Below are 20,813 nucleotides of genomic sequence, written 5' to 3' on the forward strand. Positions count from 1 at the left end.
AGGGATGACGTGATGAGTGCGGACACGCGGCTGGAGGAACTGGGCGCGAGCGGTCTGGACGAGGTCGACGAGCAGGTGTTCTCGGGGCTGGCGGAGCGGCACCGGCGGGAGCTGCACGTGCACTGCTACCGGATGCTCGGGTCGTTCGAGGACGCCGAGGACACCGTGCAGGAGACGTTCCTGCGCGCCTGGCGGCGGCGGGAGACCTTCGAGGGGCGTTCGACGTTCCGGGCCTGGCTGTACCGGATCGCCACCAACGCCTGCCTGGACCTGCTCGCCAAGGTCCGCCCGGAGCCTGCCACCGGCGGCGAGGTGCTGTGGCTGCAGCCCTACCCGGACCGGCTGCTCGACGAGCTGCCCGCGGGCGGCGCCGACGAGCCGGAGACCGTCGCCGTCGCGCGGGAGACGATCGAGCTGGCATACCTCGTGGCGGTCCAGCACCTCGCGCCGCGCCCGCGGGCCGTGCTGATCCTGCGGGACGTGCTCGGCTGGCCTGCGAAGGACGTCGCGGAATGTCTGGGCGACTCCGTCAACTCCGTGAACAGCGCATTGCAGCGGGCCCGCGCCGGCATGCGGGAGCACCTGCCCGCCGAGCGGCAGGACTGGAGCGGCGGCGATCAGGACGCACAGACGCGTGAGCTGGTACGGCGCTACACCGACGCCAGCGTGGCCACGGACATCGACCGGCTCACCACGCTGCTGCGCGAGGACGTCCGCTGCTCGATGCCGCCCACACCGGGCCTCTGCATCGGCCGCGACACGGTGGTGAACGACTGGATCACAAGCGGTTTCGAGGACATGAAGGGCCTGCGCGCCGTCCCCACCTCCGTGAACCGGCAGCCCGCCCTCGCCTTCTACCTCTGGCAGAAGCAGCAGGGCGCGTACCTGCCGCTGACGATCGACGTCCTGCGCGTCACCGGCGGGCTGATCACGGAGATCATCACGTTCCACGACGACCAGTTCGAGCGGCTCGGCCTGCCGGAGCGCCTGACGGCGGAGGGCACGGAGTAGCCCCTGGCCCCGACCGGTGCCGCCGTCGGGCGCCGTACTCAGAGCTCGCCCACCAGCACGATGACGAGGGCGGGCAGCGTGATGAAGACGGTGCCGAGGTGGGAGCCGACGACGACGGGATACCCCTGCGCCGGCGTGAGGATGCCCGCTCCGGCGAAGGGGACCAGCACGGACGTGGGGGTGGTCGAGGACTGGGTGACACGGTTCCCCCATGCCTGACGCCATAGCCAGGTAGGCGTTGCGGCCGACGGCCTTGATCAGAATGTCGCGGACCCGGCCGACCATCGGCAGTGTGAGCAGCTTTCCCGGGTAGTGGACGGCCACCAGTGGAAATGGGCCGGGTTCGGCGGCCAGTCCGTGCCGGACAGCGCATCGGTCAACGCCCCGCTGATGTGTTGCGGCGGATGCCCGGTCAGCTAGACCGGGAAGAGGATCAGCAGCGCGAGCCAGTTGTAGAAATCGTGGACGGTCGAGGCGCCGAGCGCCCTGCGGAACTCTGTGACTGATGATGCTCATGGCACAGATCAGCAGATGGATCAGCTCGGCGAGCCGACGGCTTTGGTCCATGCGGGGAGCCGGACTGCTGCGGCGCCGCTCTCGGCGCCGGGTTCCGTGGGTGCCGAGCCGTCGGATCCACCGACACTGCCCAGGTCATGCGTCCGACGGCGAAGGGCGGCACCACCCTGCTTGTCGGACCGGGTGACACGGCGTCAGCCATCGATACACGCATTCATGAACTTGCGTACAACCTCACCCGGTCCAGGGCTTCCTGTTTCGCACGCGCGTTTGATGTGGCGAATAGGGGTCATCCGCATGCCAAGCCTGCCTCCCAACGGGGCGGCGCCGACAGCATCATGCGGGGACACGACGCGGGCGACGAGGAGTGAACGCGATGACCGTCGCGACACAGCAGGGTGGCGGGGGCGGTTCCAGCGGCCTCTACGACGTTCTTGAGCTCATTCTCGACCGCGGGCTGGTGATTGACGCGTTTGTGCGCGTCTCCCTCGTCGGTATCGAGATCCTCAAGATCGACATACGGATCGTGGTGGCCAGCGTGGACACCTACCTGCGCTTCGCCGAGGCGTGCAACCGTCTCGATCTGGAGGCGGGTCCCCGCAAGCCGGCAGGGCTCACGGAACTCGCGGGGAAGGTTACCGAGTCCGGCGCCCGCGGCAAGACCAAGGGCGTCCTGTCCGGTGCTGCGGAGACTATCGCCGACGCCTTCCAGCAGACCCGAGACGAAGGCCGGAATCGTCAGTCGGGACGAGGCCGCTAGTAAGGCGGTGCAGGGCGCGGTGGCCATGCCGGGGCGCCGCGGCGCGCCGTGCTGGGCTCGCGGGGCACCAGGACACCTCCGGTCCGCAGGCGGTGGAGGAGGCGGAGGCACAGCCGTCTTCACCTCCGACGCCGGGACAGCAGTGTGCTTTCCCGCGAGCAATCGTGCTCCCGTTCAGCTGAGTCGCAGGGCCGAGGCCGTGCCGCTTCGCATCCGCATGTGAGGGGTCTGGACGGCTCCTTTTACCGCGCTGCGATGTCTTTGAGCCAGTCCTCGACAGTGAGGACATCTGCCCACTGCGGGAACAGCTTTTCAGTGAGCATCGTGTGCACTTCGGGGTCGGTGTCGAGGCAGGCGTCCGTCAGGACGGTGAGGCCGAAGTCCAGGTCGATGGCGTGCCACAAGGTGGACAGCACTACGGCACTGGTGGCGATGCCGGTGAGGACAAGGCTGTCGATGTCCCGCGCCCTGAGGACCAGGTCGAGGTCGCTGCCCGAGAAGGCGCTTCCCCGCCTTTTGGTGATCACGACGTCGCCCTCCTCGGGCGCGACGTCGTGATGGATCTCGGTGCCAGGGGCACCCTCGGCGAAGAGGCCGGCCCGTACGGCGTTGGTGATCACCTTGTTGCGAGGGCTGACTTCCGAATCGCCCGGTCGTAACGCGATCTTGACGTAGATCACGGTGATGCCGGCAGCCCGGGCACCGTCAATCGCTCTGCGCAAGCGTGGCAGATATCCGGAACCGTCATCGGCGATCGCCACGACGTCCTGTTGCACGTCCATCACCAGAAGTGCACTGTTGCCCATGCTCGCCGACCTCTTCTCCCTTGGGAAACAAGCAGAAGTCTGGTGGATGAGCCGAGCCGCAGTGAAGGGTTTTGAGATCCTCTTCAGCCTCGCTCATGGCGCGTATCGACCGGCTGGTCGTGTCTTGGAGAGAGAAAGGTGGCACTGCGTCCTCACGCACTGTTGCCCGGGCGGTACGACCACCAGAAGGTCCTGGCGACCACTGTGGACGCCTGGGGTCGAGCTCTCTGGTTGATCTGCCCCGATGCGGAACTCCACCCACGTTCGTACGGCAGGCCCTACCCGCAGCCCCGTAGCAGCCCGTACGACGCGCTCTTGGTCATCGACAGCGGCGGCAGTGTCCGTGAACAGTTCTGGCGTGACATGAGTTTGCGGGTGACCCCTCTCGACGCGCTGCCCGATGGGCGGTTCGTTGTGCAGGGCCACACTGCCGCAGGGGATCGGAACGCGCAGATCGTCGGGAGGGACGGGCGACGCCGCCGCAGCTTCACGATGGGCCGTGCGGTCGAGTTCCTGATGGCGGATCGGCGGCACCACGTATGGAGTGCGTATGTCGATGATGTTGACGACGGTGTCGCCTGGGCCAACTACTACCCGACCTTCCCGTTGCTCGAGGTCCGGAGCAACGGGGGAAGTCGGCTGCGGAGCACCCCGGTGACCGCTCCCGCGGGGATGGCCGTGCACGAAGGGCACGTAACGATGTCGGGTGGCGACCGGCAGCCAGATCGCCTGCACCGTTGTCGCCTGACGGAGCTTGAGGCCCTCTGGGTAGAGGAAGCCCGTCTCACCCTCCCCAACGGCGCACCACTCGAGCGATACGCACGTCCCATAGGACGAGGCCGGCATTTGTACCTGCGTGGAACGTCACCCAGACAGTGGTGCGTGATGGGTGCCTGGTGCCGCATCAGGCAACGTTCGCCCTGGGCGGTCTGCGACGATGACTCTATGGACGAGGAAGTCATCCCCATTCTTCGCGTCGAGGACGCTGCGGCGGCGGTCGCGTGGTACGAGCGACTGGGCTTCGCCAAGCAGTGGGAACACCGCTTCGAACCGGGACTTCCCGCGTTCGTCGAGGTCGCCCGGGGCGGGGTGCGGTTGTTCTTGTCCGAGCACACGGGCGACGCCCGCCCCGACACGTTGGTCTACCTCCGCATTCGTGATGTCGAGGCCGTCGCCTCCGAGTTCGGTGTGCAGGCAACGGACGCTCCGTGGGCGCGTGAGATTGAGCTGCGCGACCCTGACGGCAACCGGCTTCGGATCGGCACACCGACGGAATGACACTCGCCGGCAGCGCGCGGCAGGGAAGCTGTGCTGGTGGCTGAGCGAGTACGGGTCCGCGAGATCGAGGACGACGAGGGGCAGCGCCTGCTGCGGATCATCCGCCGGGGCGGCGGGTCGGTGGTGACCTGGCGGCGGGCCCGACTTCGCCAGAGCGAGCCGGTCCCGGCACGACTTCGGTCTGTCTGCGGGGCAGGGTCCTCGACCGAGGATGGCTGCCGCTGGATCCCCGCGGGCTTCCGCGCCGATCGTGGTTGCCTGCGGTCGGTACTCACTCCGGCTTGGGCCGGGATCGCAGGTGCTGCATCTGGGCGTGGCTGAGGTCGTGTGCCTGCCGCATGTGACGGGTGATCACCTCGAGCTCATCTTCGGTGTGGTCGTCGAGCAGTGCCTGCCAGGCCACGCCGAGGTCGTCCCAGACCGCGGTGACACGGGCCACGCGTTCGGGCACGAGGGCGACCAGGACGCGGCGGCGGTCCTGCTGGTCTGGGGTGCGGACCACGTAGCCGCCTCGTTCGAGCCGGTCCACCAGCCGTGTGGCAGAGCCCGTGGTCAGGCCCGTCATGTCGGCGATCTGCTTCACGGTGAGTGGCCCGGGTTCGGCCGTCAGCAGACTCAGACACTGCACGTCGGTCGCATGCAGTCCGAGGTGGTCGGCAAGAGCCTGGTTGAACAGCACATACGCCGCCAGGTAGCGGCGGGATTCCATCGACAACTCCTCGTACAACCGGGCCCGACGTGACTCCGTCACCTGGATCACCTTTCTATTTGCTGCGCGACGCAGCATTCTATAGCCTACTGCGTGGCACAGTTAATGCGTCGCGCAGCTATTCGACCCAGGGGGACCCATGCTCACCATCGCCGTCACCGGGGCCACCGGAGCCCAGGGCGGGGCCACCGCCCGCGCGCTGCTTGCCGCCGGCCACCGGGTGCGCGCGCTCACCCGCCGGCCCGGCTCGCCCGCCGCCGACACCCTGCGCGGCCTCGGAGCAGAGGTGCACCGCGCCGACTTCGACGACCGCGCGTCCCTGGACGAGGCCCTCGCCGGGGCGGACTCGCTCTTCGCCGTCACCACTCCCTTCGAAGCCGACACCGCCGTCGAAGCCCGGCAGGGCAAGACCATCGTCGACGCCGCGGCGGCCGCCCGCCTCGGGCACGTCGTGCTCACCTCCGCCGCCCACGCCGACCGCGGCACCGGCGTGCCGCACTACGAGAGCAAGTATCTGGTCGAGCAGCACCTGCGTGCTTCGGGCCTGCCCTGGACGGTGATCGCCCCGGCGGCGTTCATGGACAACTACGCCAGCGGCTGGACCCTCGACGGCCTGCGCGACGGCTCCTTCGCCTGGCCCATGCCCGCCGACCGGCCGCTCACGTTCATCTCCGCCGACGACATCGGCGCATTCGCCGCGCTGGCCTTCCAACGCCGCGACGAGTTCACCGGACGACGCATCGACATCGCCTCCGACGAGCGCACGCCGGGCCAGGTCGCGGAGAGCCTCGCCGCGGCCACCGGCCGCCCGGTGACCCATCAAGAGGTGCCTCTGGCTTACGTACGGACCCGGTCCGCAGACCTGGCTGCCATGTTCGAGTACTTCACCACCTCGGGCCTCGACGTCGACGTCGCCGGGCTGCGCCGCGAGTACCCCGAAGTCGGCTGGCACAGCTTCACCGAGTGGGCCGACGCCCAGGACTGGACCATGCTCCTGGCCTCTGCGCCGGCACATCAGTGATCTCTGTTCTCCCTGCTGCACTGACCCTTGGTCGAGCACGATCACCTCGCCCAGTGCTTGCGCCGGCGAGTGGCCTCGTTGTTGGCCGGACAAGCCTGTCCGGTAAGGAACCGCCGACATCGTGGCGTGGAAACCCAGCAGGCCGGCGTGGGGGTTGGGCGTCTTTTGCTGGATCGTACCTTTTGGGGCGGCGTGTTCGGTGTTGACGGCAGGCCGAGCGGCCGAGCCGGGAACAGCGGGTCCGGTCGGCAGGGTTGTATCGACCGAGGGCCGGCGCCGCATGAGCGGGGGAAGCATGGAGACGGCAAGGTCGTCCGCTCACCAGGTTCCGGGCCTCAGGGTTCGCGGTAGCCGCCGCGCGCTTTGATCATGACGTATCTCTTCGAGAGGACTGTTACATGGCTGACCGGCCTTTGACGCTCATGGCTGTGCACGCGCACCCCGACGACGAGGCCACCGGAACCGGGGGTGTCCTCGCGCGGTACGCGGCGGAGGGCATCCGTACGGTTCTGGTGACGTGTACGGACGGCGGTTGCGGTGACGGACCGGGGGGTGTCAAACCGGGGGACCCCGGGCACGAACCGGCGGCGGTCGCCTCGATGCGCCGTCAGGAGCTTGAAGCGAGTTGTGAGGTACTGAAGGTCAGCGATCTGGAGATGCTGGACTATGCCGACTCCGGGATGGCCGGCTGGCCGAGCAACGACGACCCCGGATCCTTCTGGCAGACCCCCGTGCAGGAAAGCGCGGCCCGGCTCGCGGAACTCATGCGGCACTACCGGCCTGATGTGGTCGTCACCTATGACGAGAACGGCTTCTACGGCCACCCCGACCACATCCAGGCCCACCGCATCACGATGGCGGCGCTGGAGATGACCGCGCTGTCACCGAAGGTGTACTGGACCACGATGCCCCGGTCGATGATGCAGCGGTTCGGCGAGATCATGCGCGAGTTTCATGAGGACATGCCGGAGCCGGATCCTGCCGAGGCCGCCGCGTTGGCTGAGATCGGCCTGCCCGACGATGAGATCACCACGTGGGTGGACACCACCGCGTTCAGCGGCCAGAAGTTCGACGCGCTGGCCGCGCACGCCAGTCAGGGCGAGAACATCTTCTTCCTCAGGATGGGCAAGGAGAGGTTCGGCGAGCTGATGGGCATGGAGACCTTCGTGCGGGTCCAGGACGCCACGGGCGCGGCCGTACCCGAGAACGATCTCTTCGCGGGACTGCGCTGATCCGGCCGTCCCGCCGCCGACACCGCATCGCCCACATGTGCGATCAAGCGGGCCGCGCACCCGGAGGCCTGTTGGCGCGAGTTCCGAGTCGACGCATGCCCGCGCTCGTGACCCGACATCGCGCTCGTCTCCAGGCCACCGGGCAACGGCACAGGTGGGAGACGTGCGGGCGGCCGACCACAGGGTGCGCGCGCGGGCCCAGGTCAGCCCGGCGGCCTGCTCCGATCAAGGCGGACGGTGGAGGAAGCGGCACGAGGCTTGAGGATCCCGTGTCCGACACGCCGAACGGCCATCGTGGGCACCGCGGATGCACGTGGCGGCCACTGACTTCAGAGTTCGGTGCGTCCGGGCCAACATACGAATCTTCAGCGGACTTCGGGAACGCGGTCCGGTGACGTCCAGCTGCGGGTGACCGCCGTTGCATCGCCGTCGTGGCCGGCGCCCGGCGGCCACCCGCTGACAGGCGTCACGCTTCAGTTCGCACTCCCCGTGGTGGGGCGGCGCGCGTTGTCGTCTGGAGTCACCCCTGCCCCTCGGACGAGGGGTAGATCCGCCACAGCTGGGAGAGGTTCGGTCCGCCCCACATGCGGGTCAGGCCTACCAGCCGGTCGTTGCCCTGGAGGTGGTCGGCGATGGCCAGGGCGTAGCGCGGGTGCACGACCGAGACCATGTAGAAGTCGTTGCCGCGTTCCGCGTGGGAGACCAGCCGCCAGTGCTGGCTGAGGCTGTCGGTGCGTTCTCGAAGGGTCACGGTGTCAGGCGGGTTGGCCCCTGCGGTGAGGCAGCGGTGGTTGGCGTACGACTCGATGCGCACGGTGTCGTCGGCGTTCTGCCGCAGGAACCACCGGTGCGCGTTGTTGTCCTTGGCGAACGGGTCCTGTGCCCAGGTCTGGGTGTGGTTGCCGACACCGTCGTGCCAGTCGTTGCACATGAAGTAGGTGCCGGTGACGTGGTGGGTCATCGTCACCGATCCGCCCGCGAGCATTAGGAGGTCGCTCAAGTCAGTGCTCCTCAGCCTCGAGAGTTCTGTGCGGTAGCGGGGCGCCCCTGCAACTCAGCGTAGACAGCGGGCTGTTGCTCCACAGCGTGGTGAACCGGTCGTTTGCCGAGGCCAGACACTGTCCAGGAGGTCTCGAACGGGTGGACGGTGTCTCTTGGATCACCTGACCGAGCGTCACCCACATGTCCCGCACGCAGCGCATCGGTGTGGCAGGGCACCGGTCGATTCGAACGGACAGGGGAAATGACACACGCCAAGCTGGAGCGGCAAGAACGAGAATCTGACAGCCGTCCCGACGAACTGGCTGTCTCATACCGGCGATGATCAGCCAGGTCGACCGGTCGGCTGCCGCTGGTTCCCGCAGCCCGGGCTTCGTCCGGCCGAGAGTGTGCTGGGCAGCGACAGACCTTCCGAGCGAGCAGCTCCCGGCGTTGCTCGCCTCCATGGTCCTGATCGGACTCGCCACTGACGGGCATCCTGCGCACCCTCCCACCGGTTCTGGTCGTCGCTGGTGTACCGGAGGATCTTGGCAACATGCTCGTCGAGCAGCCGCGCTGCCTCGTCGGCCCCGGCGTCGAAGGCCGCCTCGACCGCAGCGAGGGGCATGGCGATCTCGCGGAGCTGACGCAGCACGGACGTCCGTGCCACCTGGTCAGCACCGTAGTAGCGGTAGCCCGAGACCGGGTCGGGATGGTTGCGTATTCCAGGTCGACCAGCCGTACATGGTCCGTGCCCGGAGGTTCAGGGCTGTGATACCGACATCCTTCGGCGCCACGGGGAGCGGGAAGGACGGTGGGTGTGGAGGACCAGCAGCGCCAGGGCACCGGTCGCCGCCGACCAGGTGAGGGAGAGCAGGCCGTGGGACCAGGGGATGTCGGGGCTGAGTGCTGAGCTCAGCGCCAGCTGGTTCACGCCGTACAGAGGAAGAGCCGACACCCCTGCCACATCCATGAGTGTGTTGAAGACGGGATTCTGCAGGCCGGTGTCGACCAGGCTGAGCATGATGATGAGGAAGAATCCCTCCAGCTCGCCCCGGACCAGGGAGCCGAGCAGAAGGCCGATGCTGCCGTAGGCGAGTCCGGCACCTGCGAGGGCCAGCGCGAGAGGGCCCGCATGGTGTACGGGCAGCGAGATCCACAGCAGGATCGTGGTGTAGGAGGCCAGCAGGCCGGCGGTGAGGGCGACGGCGGCGAGTTTGGCGAGCAGCATCGGCAGCCGGGGGTAGCCGGCCAGCAGCAGTCGGCGGTCCATCTGCCGGGACAGGAAGGTCTCCGTGAAGGTGATGAAGCCGGCGACCATGGTGACGGCGCCGAGCGCGCTGGCCACCTGGCCCACCTGGCTGGCCCGGGCGGAGACGGGGGCGCTGATGGCGTCCAGCCAGACGCGCACCACTCGGTCCGAGGTGCACAGGCGTGCCACGGCGATCCAGATGGGGATGAACGCGACCGCCAGTACCAGGGCCAGCCGGTTGCGCAGATGTCCCCTGAGGGTGCACCGTAGCAACTCGGTGAATGCCGTCCAGGACAGCCTCAACGGTCGGCCTCCTCGAAGTGCAGGCGTCCCTGGCGCAGTTGAGCGATCACGTCGAAGTGCCGCAGATCGTGCAGCAGGTGCGAAACCACGATGATCGACCGGCCCCGGTCACGCAGGCCGGCGGCCAGCGTCCAGAACCGCTGGTGGGTGTCCCAGTCGAAACCCTGATAGGGCTCGTCCAGGATGAGCACCTGCGGATCGTGCATGAGGGCGATCAGCAGGTTCAGCTTCTGCTGCGTTCCGCCACTGAGCTCACCTACCGGCCGTCGTCGGCAGCCGGTCAGCGCCAGCACTTCCATCAGCTCACCGGCGCGCTCCAGCGTCGGCAGCCGGTAGGCCATCTGGAACAACCGCAGATGCTGTCCCACGGTGAACCCATCGTTCAGTACCGCCCGTTGTGGGCAGTAACCCACAGCCCCGGTCCGCGTCACCGTTCCGCTGTCAGGCGCGAGTTGTCCCACGGCGATCCGCAGCAGTGTGCTCTTGCCCGCCCCGTTCTCGCCGACGACTCCGACCAGCGTCCCGGCGGGTACATCGAGGTCGACGCCGCGCAGAACCTGCCTGCCGCCGTACCCCTTGCAGACTCCGCGGATCCGCAGCGGCGGCCGGTGGCGCGTCGTCGTCACTGCCTGCACAGGGCCCCCTCGATGGATCGGACAGGTGTGGCGAGCCGGCGGGCTACTGCCCGGTGTCCAACGAGTCCGTGCCGCCGCCGTAACGGCGGTCTCCCGCTGTCTCGTTGAGCAGCCGGACCGCCACTCCACATGTTCTGCGCCTCCCGCGCCGGCCGTGACGTGAGCCACGGTCCGCCGTTGTAGGTGGTGATGCCCACGACACCAATGCGAGACATCGCCGCTCCCGTGATCGTGATCGGAGCCGGCCCCCACGGCCTGGCCGCAGCCGCGCTGCTGCGCCGCTCCGGAGTACCGGCCGTGGTCCTGGAACGGTCGGACCGCGTGGGAGCGAGCTGGGCGCAGCGCTATGACCATCTGCGCCTGCACACCCCTCCCGGCGCCTCGAAGCTTCCCGGCCTGTCGGTACCGCGCCAGGCGGGCCCGTGGGTGAGCCGGGACGACTATGTGCGATACCTGGAGCGCTACGTCGCCCATCACCGGCTCGACGTCCGGGTGACCACCCCGGTGCAACGCGTCGAGCGGGCGGAAGGCCGTTCGGGAGCACAGTGGCTCGTCCACATCCCAGGCGCTACGGTGGCCACCGGCGCGGTCGTGGTGGCCACCGGCCGCTGCCACACCCCGAACACCCCCGCCTGGCCCGGGCGTTCGACTTTCACCGGCACGCTCCTGCACTCGGCCCACTACCGCTCTCCGGCCCCTTACCGCGGGCGGGACGTCCTGGTGGTCGGCGCCGGTAACAGTGGTACCGAGATCGCCGCCGTCCTGGCCGGGGCCGGAGCCCGACAAGTACGGATCGCGATCCGTACCCCGCCCAACATCCTGCCCCGCTCCAGCGCCCGGTGGCATGCGGTCGGCCGGCTGACGGAGGCCCTCCCGCTCGCGTGGCGCGACGGCACCTCGCTGCTCACGCAACGCCTCGCAGTGCCCGACCTGACCTCGTGGGGACTGCCACGACCGCGCTCGGGCCTGTACACCCGCAATATCCGCGAAGGGGTCAACCCGGTGCTGGACCACGGCTTCGTGGACGCCGTCCGGTCCGGACGGGTCGAGCCGGTCGCAGCAGTCCAGGCTTTCGACGGCCCCGACGTGCTGCTGGCCGACGGTGCCCGACTGCGACCCGACACGGTCATCGCCGCCACGGGCTACCGGCCCGGTCTGCACGACCTGGTCGGGTCCCTGGGCGTACTCGACGAGGCCGGGCAGCCCCTCACCGTAGGGGCGAGGACCCTGCCGGGAGCCGCACGCCTGTACTTCGCCGGATACACCAATCCCCTGACAGGCGTCCTCCGCCAGGCGGGCATCGACGCGCGCGCCATCGCCCACGCGTTCCGCCGCGAGGAGGCGCGGGCCTCCCTCCCCGCCCCTCGCGCCGGCGATCACGCAACCGACACACGCCCCGATGGACACCCACCGGGCTGAGGCCGCCTCTGAGTCCCGGCCTTCCGGCCGGCACCGCCGCGCGGTGCCGGCGACCGAGCGTGCCGCGAACGCCGCCACGCACGGCGGCGCCCGGATCGCCGCCCTCCTGAACGCCGGCCCGGACGCCGCCGCGGGCGCCGATGCGGCTGACGTCCCGGGCGGGGAACATGTAGATCCGGTCGGCGCGGTCCGTCCGGTGGGAGGGGCGGAGCGCGATGTCGGCCCGGACCATGCCGCCGGCGGAGACGGTCGTCGTCCTCACGGACTGTTCGCAGGAGGAGATCGAGCGTGCGGTCCGGGCGCTGGGCGCCGCCGACCCTGATAAGGCGGTCGGTGAGTGTTCTGCCTGACTCGGGGGCCTCGCGAGCGGTTCCGGTGGACACGAGCCGCTCTGAGCATCTCGAGCGGTTGCCGGCTGTCTCGAAACAATCTGCAGGCACTGGCCGGCCTCCTGTGTGGCCCGTTGTCCCTGCAACTACCCGTCGGCAGGGCATGTGACCGTCGTCGAGGATCCGGTGGCCGCGCACGCCGTGTGGTGGGCGCGGTGAGACAGGCGGCCGCCGAAGCCACCGGCACGCGGTTGTCCACTTCCCCGGGCACGGCCTGGTCGACACTCAGGATGAGCTCAGTCCGGCCTCGCCGCGCACCGAGTTAGGCCGTGTCGAGACGGGCCTGCCCTATGACTGGCTGCGTCAGGTTCTCTCTCTTGCTGGACTCCCGGGCCGAGCGTCATGCAGCGTCGTATCCACTGGTCGACCATGCGTATCCACCGGCGGCTGAGGTCGGGTAGCCGGGGCGCAGCGATGCGCTCCGGCTACCCGACCAGAGTGGCCAGCATTGCTGATGCCGTGGCGCCGTCACGGAGAGTGCGTTTGCGTGTCGTCGGCTGGAGCCCGGGGGAAGAGGAGATTCTCCAGAGCGTCCATGGCGAAGAGGAGCGCCAGCATCAGAGCGGGCATGAGCAGGGCGAGCAGGATCACAGGACCTCCCGGGGATGGTCGGTCTGTGGAGCCGATGGTGCCGCTTCTCAGGATGAGGCCGAGTGGCGTAGTGCGCATGTCATGCGCGATGGCGCGGCGGGTGTTACATCCCCGCAGCCGCCGCGCCTCGTGTCACGCTGCGAGGTCTATGCGGCTCACAAGGCGTTTCCCCAGGTGGACGGGGTGAACTATGAGGCGGTGACGTGGTGAGGCGGAGCTCGGGCCCGTACGTCCGCCCGCCCCGGCCCCGCCCGTCGACCCGGGGGCCGATGGAGCCGTGGGCGAGCGCGACGAGGACCAGGACCGCGTCGCCGAACCGGCGCGGGCCGCCGTTCACCGCAGCCCGCGCCCGGGAGATCACGTTGGGGCTGCGCGAGGCGATGGACGACGTCCGGCGCTGCGTGCCGGTACTCTCCGCCCGGGGCCGCGACGCGCACGCCGCAGCCCGTGTCCGGCTCCTCCGCGGGCACAGCTCCTGGATGTCGCCCGAGCCCTCACCGCGATCCACGGCGCGGTCACCGCCGGCACCAAGACGTCTCGCACGCGGGACAACGACCCGGCCGCCACGGCCGCGCTCGACCACGGGCTGTCCTGGCGCGCCCTGATCGCCGTCTCCAGCCGTTCCAGCGACGTCGCGGAGCTGATCCGCGCCGACTCACCGCGCTCGCCCACAGCGGCCTGGGTGCCTCGCAATCGCCGCAGGGACGCGGCGGGTTGGCGCCGTGCCGCCCCATCGCGGGTGCGGCACCGGGCCATCACTGCGGCCCCGCCGCGGGCAGGAGCCAGTTGCCGGACTCCGATCGATGTGCCTCACCGCACCCCGCTGTGCCAGACCAAGGGCTGGTGCATCAGGTACAGGTCGAGGTAGTCCAGGCCCAGCTCGTTGAGGGACGTCTCGTAGGCACGGCGGGTGTCGTCCTGGGCGGGGGTGTCCTGGACCCACAATGTGGTGGTGACGAACAGGTCCTCGCGCGGAATGCCGCCGGAGGAGATGGCGCGGCCGACGGCTTCTTCACCGCCGTAGGCGGCGGCGGTGTCCAGCAGGCGGTAGCCGACAACCAGCGCCTCGGAGACGGCGCGCTCGGTGTCGTCCACGGGGATCTGGTAGACGCCGAAGTCGAGGAGCGGCAGCTCGACGCCGTTGTTGAGGGTGACGGCCTGCATGAAAGGGATGTCCTTCGCTGCGCGGGTGGGGCAGGTGGTCAGGGGCGGATGAGGGCCTTGAGGACCTGGCGGTCGGCCATGGCCCGGTAGGCGTCCGGGGTCCGGTCGAGGGGGAAGGCCTGGTCGAAGACGCGGCCAGGGGTGATGGTGCCGTCCAGGACGGCGGCGAGCAGTTCCGGGATGTAGGCACGGGCCGGGCTGGCACCGCCGGTCAGGGTGATGTTGCGCATGAACTCGGTCGGACCGATCGGTCCCTGCTCGTACTGGGGGACGCCCAGTCGGCTGATGGTGCCGCCGTCCAGGACCGCACCCAGGGCGGTGTCGAGGGCCGGGCGGGTGCCGACGGCCTCGATGACCTTGTCCACGCCGCCGGTCAGCTCGCGGATGCGGGCGATGCCCTCCTCGCCGCGCTCGGCGACCACATCGGTGGCGCCGAACTCGCGGCCCAGGCCCGTGCGGTCTTCGTGCCGGCCGGCGAGCACGATCCGCTCGGCGCCGAGCCGCTTGGCGGCGATCACCGCGCACAGGCCGACCGCCCCGTCCCCGACGACCAGCACCGCATCGCCGCGGCCGACGCCGGCGGTGACGGCGCCGTGGTGGCCGGTGGTCATCACGTCGGACAGCGCCAGCAGCGACGGCAGCAGCGCGGAGTCGGCGGCCACCGGCAGTTTGACCAGAGTGCCGGTGGCGTAGGGGACGCGGACTGCTTCACCCTGCCCGCCGTCCACCCCGCCGAAGCCGTACCGGCCGCCGTTGCGGCACGAGATGTGCAGGCCCTTGGCGCAGTAGTCGCAGGTGTCGTCGCTGTAGGTGAACGGGGCGACGACCAGATCACCGGCCTTCAGGCCGGTCACCTCTGCACCGGTCTCCTCCACCACGCCGAGGAACTCATGCCCCATGGGGCGGCCTGCGTCGGTGGAGGGCATCGACCCGTACGGCCACAGGTCGCTGCCGCACACGCACGCGGCCACCGTGCGCACCACCGCGTCGGTGGGCTGGACGATCTTCGGGTCGGGCCGGTCCTCGACGCGGACGTCGCCGGCTCCGTACATCACTGCTGCACGCATCAGGGACTACTTCTCCAAACGGGGGTCGTGCGGGGCGGTGCGGATGAATCAGCGTTCGAGCATCCGCGCCTGTGCCTCGGTGTGGGTGGCGCCGGCGGCGGGCGGCAGGCTGGAGAGCCTGTCGAGCTGCTCGGCGGTCACCGTGACGGCGTCGGCGGCGGTGTTCTCTTCCACCCGGGTCACGCGCTTGGTGCCGGGGATCGGGGCGATGTCGTCGCCCTGGGCGAGCAGCCAGGCCAGCGCCACCTGCCCGGGGGTGGCGCCGGCCTCATCGGCAAGGGCTTTGACCTCGTCGGCCAGCGTCAGGTTGTGCTGGAAGTTGTCGCCGGTGAAGCGGGGGTTGTCGCGGCGGAAGTCGTTCTCGTCGAACTGGTCGGTGGAGCGCACGGTGCCGGTCAGAAAGCCGCGGCCCAGCGGGGAGAACGGCACGAGGCCGATGTTCAGCTCCCTCAGGACGGGCAGCACGCGCTCCTCGATCCCGCGAGTGAACAGGGAGTACTCGGACTGCACCGCGGTGACCGGCTGGACGGTGTGGGCGCGGCGGATCGTGTCCGGGCCCGCCTCCGAGAGGCCAAAAGCCCGTACCTTGCCCTCGGCGATCAGCTCGCCGACCGCGCCGGCGGTCTCCTCGATCGGAGTGTTCGGGTCCACCCGGTGCTGGTAGTACAGGTCGATGTGGTCGGTGCCCAGCCGCTTGAGGGAGCCCTCGACCGCGGTGCGGATGTTGGCCGGGCTGGAGTCCAGGTTCCACGCGCCCTCGCCGGCGTGCGAGACCAGGCCGAACTTGGTGGCCAGCACCACCTTGTCCCGGCGGCCCTTGAGCGCCCGGCCGAGCAGTTCCTCATTGGTGTAGGGGCCGTAGATCTCGGCGGTGTCGATGAGGGTGACGCCCAGCTCAAGGGCCCGGTGCACGGTCCTGATCGACTCGGCGTCGTCGGTGCCCGAGCCGGTGTAGCCGTGGGACATGCCCATCGCGCCCAGCCCGATCCGGGAAACCTCCAGGTCACGCAGCTTGATGTACCGCATCTCGCCCTCTTCCGATCATGGTGTTACCAGGCCTCTCGCATTCGCCCGGTCCGCCGGGTGATGCCCGTCGAAACCGGGCGGCGGCGACGGGTCCGGCGTCTTCCTCGTTGACCTTCGCCCGGATTGCTCCGGTGTGGCAGGGCGGGCTCTTCGGGGGTAATGACAGGGCCCCTCTCCCGCCCGCGCAGCCGGTGCCCAGCGGGTGAGACTGGAGTCATGGCATCCGAGAGCGCGCGCAGCGAGGGCGCCGAGCTGGGCCGCTTCCTGCGCGCCCGCCGCACCCAGACCAGTCCCGAACACGTCGGCCTCACCGTCGGCGCCGGCATCCGTCGCACCCCCGGTCTGCGCCGCGAGGAGCTGGCTACCCTCGCCGGGATCAGCATCGACTACTACGTGCGCCTGGAACGCGGCAAGGAGACCCGCCCCAGTCCCGCAGTCCTCGACTCGCTCGCCCGCGCTCTGCACATGGACGACCAGGAGCACCAGCACCTGCGTGAGCTCGCGGCACGTGCCGCCCGCTACGCGCCCGAGCCGCCGCCGGCCCCTGGCCGCACCGTGCGCCCCCACCTGAAGCTGCTGCTGGAGTCGCTGCGGCCGAACCCGGCCTACGTCATCAGCCGCAGCATGGACATGCTGGCCTGGAACCCTGGCGGCCTCGCCCTGTACGTGGGCCTGGAGGACTGGCCTGCCAAGCATCGCAACCTGGCCCGCTACCTCTTCCTCCACCCGGCCGCGCGGGATCTCTTCGGCGACTGGGACCGCCAGATCACCGGCTGCGTCGCCCGGCTGCGCGCTGTCGCCGGCACCGCCCCTGACGCTCCTGACCTGACCAACCTCGTCGGCGAGCTCCTTCTCAAGAGCTCCGACTTCGCCCGGTTGTGGGAGCGTTACGAGGTCACCGGCCGCAAGCCCGCGCAGAAAACCTTTCAGCATCCCCGCGTCGGCACGGTCACGCTCACCTCCCAGTCCATGCACCTGGAAGGCACCCCCGGCCAGCGTATCGGCGTCTATACCGCTGAACCCGGCACCGCCGACCACGACGCCATGATGCTGCTCGACATGACCGCGCCCGTAGCCGCGCCCGGCCAGGACATCCCGCACACGTCACCCTGACCGTCGTTCTCACAAACGTCGGTTCCGACAGGGGCGACTGGCGACAGGCGACAGGCGAGAAACGCGGGGGGCCGCTGCGTTCGTCGAGAGCGAGGAGCGTGTCCAGAACGAGCAGTGCAACGCGGCCACGGACGCCGTCCGCAGTTGACCACGCTCCTGTGTTCAAGCCTCGTCGTGCTGATGTGGTGGGACGACGGGGCGGCGGTTGATCGTCAGGTTGCATACGTTTGCTGGTGACCGCGACGATCACCTACAACGTCATCGAGGCGGCCGTCGCCCTCACCGTCGGCACGATCGCCTCCTCCACCGCGCTGATCGGCTTTCGGCCTGGACGCCGTCATCGAGGTCTCCTCCGCCGCCGCGGTCGCCTGGCAGTCTCCGCCCGCGAGCACGCCGTACGCGAAGCCCGCGAGAAGACCACGCTGCGGATCATCTCGGTGTCGTTCTTCCTGCTGCCGCCTACGTCACCGCCTGCGTCGTCGCGCCCTGACCGGCACCGGCGAGGCCGAACGCTCCCTGCCCGGCATCGTCTTGGCCGCCCTGTCCCTGGCGGTGATGCCGTTCCGGTCCGCCGCCCAGCGGCGTACCGGACGCGAACTCGGTTCCGCCTCCACGGTCGCCGACTCCAAGCAGACCCTGCTGTGCACCTGCCCCCCCGCCGCGTCGCGCGACGACGCGGACGTGTGCGGCTGCCGGCCCGGCTGTACCTGCCCTCTATGAACATCGTGTTGCAGGAAGGCCATATGGCCGTCCGACGCGCTGATACTGGCCGGGCGGGCGACGGGCGGGGGCAACGGTGGACTGGACAGTGCCGGGAGGGCTGGCCGCCGGCCTGCTGATCGCGACCGTGACGGCCCCGGTCGGTGTGTCGGGGGCGGTGTTTCTGCTACCGGTTCAGCTGAGCGTCTTCGGCGTGCCCAACCCGGCGGTCACTCCGACCAACCTGCTGTTCAACGTCGTCGCCGGCCCCGGCGCCCTGTGGCGCTACCGCCACGACGGCGCCCTGCGCGGCGGCCTCGCCCGACGGCTGGTGCTGGGCACTCTGCCCGGCGTCGTCGTCGGCGCCGCCATCCGCGTCTTCGCCCTGCCCGGCCCGGACCTCTTCCGGCTCCTGATCGCCATTCTGCTGCTGCCGCTCGGCCTCTGGCTGTGCCTGCGCACCCTCGCCCCGGCGCGCCACCGCCCGCCGCACGCAGGCGAGGTGCCCCCACGTACCCTCACCGGCCTCGCCATGGTGGTCGGAGTGGTCGGCGGCATCTACGGCATCGGCGGCGGCTCCCTGCTCGGCCCGATCCTCGTCGGGCGTGGCCTGCCCGTCGCACTCGTCGCCCCGGCCGCGCTTGCCGCCACCTTCGCCACCTCCATCGTCGGCGCCGCCGCCTACACGCTGCTGTCGCTCGTGAGCACCGGGGACGTCGCCCCCGACTGGTGGTTCGGGCTCGCCTGCGGCACCGGCGGCCTGATCGGCGGCTACCTTGGCGCACGCCTCCAACCGCGCCTACCCGAACGGGCCCTACGTCTCCTGCTCGGCACCCTCGCTGCATCCGTCGGCGCCCTGTACGCAGGTCAGACCCTGAACTGAATGCCGGTTGGGGATTGACGACGCAGGTCTCGCAACGGGCATTTGGCGCTGGACAACGGACAAGAACAAACCCTGTCCACATCTTCGGCTCCGCTGCCCACCCCGGGGGCAGAAGAGGACTGTCCACGGCCACACCCAGGGTGCGCGGCACCAGCGCCACCGGACCGATACCGCCCGCGCGGGCAACCGCCCCAGCAGCGGTTGCCTCGATCGTGAACGGAGAGCTCGCATGCGTGCGGACGCCGTCGTCTCGGGCGCGGGACCCGTCGGACTGCCGGCCGCCGAGCTCCTCGATTCGGCCGGCGTGTCCACCGCGTCGCGCTTCCGTACCTGCCGGATCTGCACCGGGCTATAGGGCACACCGTCCATCTGCGCGTCCTGTGCGTCCTGTGCGTCCTGTGCGTCCTGCGCGGCTGCCGGGCAGCACCACCGGCGTGACAGGCCGGTCTCGCCGAACGCACCGCCGCCCGCCCGCGTTCGGCGCACCACGGCGGGTCTGGGAGGATGGCCGGCAGCCGTCCGTCCCGGGGCCGGGAACCCGCGGGCGGCGAAGGGCGGGCGGGTACGGGCAGCGGGCAGGAGGGCGGAGCGGTGCGGCACATGCTGGAGTACCCGGAGTACCTTGCCGCGGTCGTGTTCGCCGCGGGCGGCGGCGTCAACGCCCTGCTGGCACCGCACCGGTTCTCCACCGCCGTCCTGTTCTGCCTCGCGGTGACCTCTGCCGGACTCGGCGTGGCCGGTCGCAGCGCGGCAGCCCATCCGACCATCGCCACCGTCCTCGCCGTCGCCGCCCTGCTCCTGGCGCTCGCGCTGGGCCTGCTGCTGCTGGCCGACGGTGTCCTCCTGGTCCGGCGTTACGGACCGCAGGCAGCCCTGCTGGCGACCGGGGCCGCCGGCTGCGCGGTGCTGGCGGTGCTCGGCCTCGACGCGGTCCTCCACGCGGTCGGCGGCGAGGCATTCGGTGCCCTCATGGTCGCGGTGAACGCGGCCGCGGGATACCTCACTCTGCTCTTCCTCGTCTTCGCCGGCTACGTGTTCGTCCGGGGTCGTACTACCCCCCTGCCGGAAACCACCCATGTCGTCGTCCTGGGCGCCGGGCTCAACGGCGACCGGCCCGGCCCGCTGCTGACCCGCAGGCTGGAGCGTGCCCTTGCGATCGATGCCGCCCGCGCACCGGACACGCCTCCTGTGGTGTTCGTCCTCTCGGGCGGCCAGGGCGACGACGAGGTCCGCTCCGAGGCGGACGCGATGGCCGACCATCTGCGCGAACGCGGAGTGCCCGCCGACCGGATCGTGCGAGAAGACCGCTCCGTCAACACCGGGCAGAACCTCCGCTTCAGCGCGGCGCTCGTGGACGGCACCACTCCCGGCCACCGTGCCACGGTGGTCACCAGCGGCTTCCACGTCTACCGCACGACCCTGCTGGCCCGCCGCGTCGGCGTGCCCGTGCACGTCGTGGGCGCGCCGACCTCCCCCGCCTACTGGCTGGCCGCGACACTGCGCGAATTCGCCGCCATCCTGTGGCTGGACCGCCTCCCCCTGGTCGGACTCAGCCTGCTGCTGGCAGTGCCGGTGGCGACGGTGGTATTCGAGCACTGAAGCGCCGGACGCAGACCTTCTCCACTCTGTTTCGTCCTGGTACCGCGCAGGAGGTGCGGGCCACCGGGTACTCGGTCCCCAGCGGCGACTTTGCCCGCCGGAGTAGTGCGCCACCCGGAAGTGACCGCGGTCAATATCGTCTGCGCGGGAACGAGCAGTCGTGTGGTCGACTCCGGGTGGGTGCCCACGCGTATGCGAGGGCGGGCGCACCGGACGATCCTCTGACAGCCGGATACCGGACCCAGACGTGGCTGGCGGGCGCCCGGCGGCGTCGTCCCGCGCATGGGCGGCTGCTGGTACCACCGGCGTTCCCGGGCGCTGCATCCCGTACGCGAGGACGAACGGTTCCAGGTTCGTCTCCT

General features: G+C 70.0%; 19 protein-coding genes and 2 pseudogenes. 11 read left to right on the forward strand and 10 right to left on the reverse strand.

Annotation, left to right across the window (positions count from 1 at the left end):
• Positions 1-12: 12 nt before the first annotated feature.
• Positions 13-1,011, forward strand: coding sequence for an RNA polymerase subunit sigma-70 (locus IE153_RS28850; protein WP_189592715.1), 999 nt, complete (start codon positions 13-15; stop codon positions 1,009-1,011).
• A gap of 38 nt (positions 1,012-1,049) precedes the next feature.
• On the opposite strand, the gene IE153_RS42425 is transcribed toward IE153_RS28850, so the two are convergent.
• Positions 1,050-1,181: a hypothetical protein gene (locus IE153_RS42425; protein ID WP_189592716.1), complete on the reverse strand. Its 132-nt coding sequence runs from the start codon at positions 1,179-1,181 to the stop codon at positions 1,050-1,052.
• Positions 1,182-1,903: 722 nt separating this feature from the next.
• Here IE153_RS42425 and IE153_RS28860 point away from each other — a divergent pair.
• On the forward strand, positions 1,904-2,287 hold the full coding sequence (locus IE153_RS28860) for a gas vesicle structural protein GvpA (RefSeq protein WP_189592717.1): 384 nt from the start codon (positions 1,904-1,906) through the stop codon (positions 2,285-2,287).
• A 242-nt stretch (positions 2,288-2,529) separates the two neighbouring features.
• Here IE153_RS28860 and IE153_RS28865 read toward each other — a convergent pair whose 3' ends face one another.
• Positions 2,530-3,093, reverse strand: a complete 564-nt coding sequence (locus IE153_RS28865; RefSeq protein WP_189592718.1) for a cysteine hydrolase family protein — start codon at positions 3,091-3,093, stop codon at positions 2,530-2,532.
• Positions 3,094-4,038: 945 nt separating this feature from the next.
• On the opposite strand from IE153_RS28865, the gene IE153_RS28875 reads away from it, so the two are divergent.
• Positions 4,039-4,371, forward strand: a complete 333-nt coding sequence (locus tag IE153_RS28875; protein WP_189592773.1) for a glyoxalase superfamily protein — start codon at positions 4,039-4,041, stop codon at positions 4,369-4,371.
• 271 nt (positions 4,372-4,642) lie between these two features.
• Here the strand turns inward: IE153_RS28875 and IE153_RS28880 are convergent, their stop codons facing one another.
• Positions 4,643-5,122: a MarR family winged helix-turn-helix transcriptional regulator gene (locus tag IE153_RS28880; protein ID WP_229829228.1), complete on the reverse strand. Its 480-nt coding sequence runs from the start codon at positions 5,120-5,122 to the stop codon at positions 4,643-4,645.
• A gap of 97 nt (positions 5,123-5,219) precedes the next feature.
• On the opposite strand from IE153_RS28880, the gene IE153_RS28885 reads away from it, so the two are divergent.
• Positions 5,220-6,101: an NmrA/HSCARG family protein gene (locus tag IE153_RS28885; protein ID WP_189592720.1), complete on the forward strand. Its 882-nt coding sequence runs from the start codon at positions 5,220-5,222 to the stop codon at positions 6,099-6,101.
• A 398-nt stretch (positions 6,102-6,499) separates the two neighbouring features.
• Entirely contained in the window at positions 6,500-7,333 is an 834-nt protein-coding gene (locus IE153_RS28890; protein ID WP_189592721.1) for a PIG-L family deacetylase, read from the forward strand.
• 520 nt (positions 7,334-7,853) lie between these two features.
• Here the strand turns inward: IE153_RS28890 and IE153_RS28895 are convergent.
• The 4 genes and pseudogenes from IE153_RS28895 to IE153_RS28905 all read right to left on the reverse strand — a co-directional run bounded on the left by IE153_RS28895 (position 7,854) and on the right by IE153_RS28905 (position 10,492).
• A complete protein-coding gene (locus IE153_RS28895; RefSeq protein WP_189592722.1) occupies positions 7,854-8,333 on the reverse strand; it encodes an RICIN domain-containing protein in 480 nt (159 codons plus the stop codon).
• Between the two features lie 522 nt (positions 8,334-8,855).
• Positions 8,856-9,020, reverse strand: a pseudogene (locus tag IE153_RS41850) (MerR family transcriptional regulator); the annotation flags it as partial.
• A gap of 54 nt (positions 9,021-9,074) precedes the next feature.
• Complete coding sequence (locus tag IE153_RS28900; RefSeq protein WP_189592723.1) at positions 9,075-9,866, reverse strand: hypothetical protein; 792 nt, start codon at positions 9,864-9,866, stop codon at positions 9,075-9,077.
• The gene (locus tag IE153_RS28905; protein ID WP_229829241.1) at positions 9,863-10,492 is read right to left on the reverse strand and encodes an ABC transporter ATP-binding protein; all 630 of its coding nucleotides are present in this window, start codon (positions 10,490-10,492) and stop codon (positions 9,863-9,865) included. Before IE153_RS28905 ends, IE153_RS28900 begins: the two co-directional genes overlap by 4 nt.
• Positions 10,493-10,690: 198 nt before the next feature.
• Here IE153_RS28905 and IE153_RS28910 point away from each other — a divergent pair, with 198 nt between their 5' ends.
• Both IE153_RS28910 and IE153_RS42430 read left to right on the forward strand, forming a co-directional pair.
• Complete coding sequence (locus tag IE153_RS28910) at positions 10,691-11,920, forward strand: flavin-containing monooxygenase (protein WP_189592724.1); 1,230 nt, start codon at positions 10,691-10,693, stop codon at positions 11,918-11,920.
• Between the two features lie 215 nt (positions 11,921-12,135).
• On the forward strand, positions 12,136-12,270 hold the full coding sequence (locus IE153_RS42430; protein ID WP_268251854.1) for a hypothetical protein: 135 nt from the start codon (positions 12,136-12,138) through the stop codon (positions 12,268-12,270).
• Positions 12,271-13,737: 1,467 nt separating this feature from the next.
• Here IE153_RS42430 and IE153_RS28915 read toward each other — a convergent pair.
• From IE153_RS28915 to IE153_RS28925, 3 genes and pseudogenes are all read right to left on the reverse strand, one after another.
• A pseudogene (locus IE153_RS28915) lies at positions 13,738-14,064 on the reverse strand (aldo/keto reductase); the annotation flags it as partial.
• A gap of 38 nt (positions 14,065-14,102) precedes the next feature.
• Entirely contained in the window at positions 14,103-15,131 is a 1,029-nt protein-coding gene (locus tag IE153_RS28920) for a zinc-binding dehydrogenase (protein WP_189592725.1), read from the reverse strand.
• A gap of 48 nt (positions 15,132-15,179) precedes the next feature.
• The gene (locus tag IE153_RS28925; RefSeq protein WP_189592726.1) at positions 15,180-16,157 is read right to left on the reverse strand and encodes an aldo/keto reductase; all 978 of its coding nucleotides are present in this window, start codon (positions 16,155-16,157) and stop codon (positions 15,180-15,182) included.
• Positions 16,158-16,373: 216 nt separating this feature from the next.
• Here IE153_RS28925 and IE153_RS28930 point away from each other — a divergent pair, with 216 nt between their 5' ends.
• The 4 genes from IE153_RS28930 (at position 16,374) to IE153_RS28940 (ending at position 20,451) form a co-directional block, all read left to right on the forward strand.
• Complete coding sequence (locus IE153_RS28930; protein WP_189592727.1) at positions 16,374-17,270, forward strand: helix-turn-helix transcriptional regulator; 897 nt, start codon at positions 16,374-16,376, stop codon at positions 17,268-17,270.
• 796 nt (positions 17,271-18,066) lie between these two features.
• The gene (locus tag IE153_RS28935) at positions 18,067-18,852 is read left to right on the forward strand and encodes a sulfite exporter TauE/SafE family protein (RefSeq protein WP_189592728.1); all 786 of its coding nucleotides are present in this window, start codon (positions 18,067-18,069) and stop codon (positions 18,850-18,852) included.
• A gap of 229 nt (positions 18,853-19,081) precedes the next feature.
• The gene (locus IE153_RS42435) at positions 19,082-19,207 is read left to right on the forward strand and encodes a hypothetical protein (protein WP_268251855.1); all 126 of its coding nucleotides are present in this window, start codon (positions 19,082-19,084) and stop codon (positions 19,205-19,207) included.
• A 149-nt stretch (positions 19,208-19,356) separates the two neighbouring features.
• The gene (locus tag IE153_RS28940; RefSeq protein ID WP_189592729.1) at positions 19,357-20,451 is read left to right on the forward strand and encodes a YdcF family protein; all 1,095 of its coding nucleotides are present in this window, start codon (positions 19,357-19,359) and stop codon (positions 20,449-20,451) included.
• The last annotated feature ends 362 nt before the right edge of the window (positions 20,452-20,813 follow it).

This window comes from Streptomyces massasporeus (genome assembly GCF_014648995.1).
In the GTDB taxonomy this organism is placed as follows: domain Bacteria; phylum Actinomycetota; class Actinomycetes; order Streptomycetales; family Streptomycetaceae; genus Streptomyces; species Streptomyces massasporeus.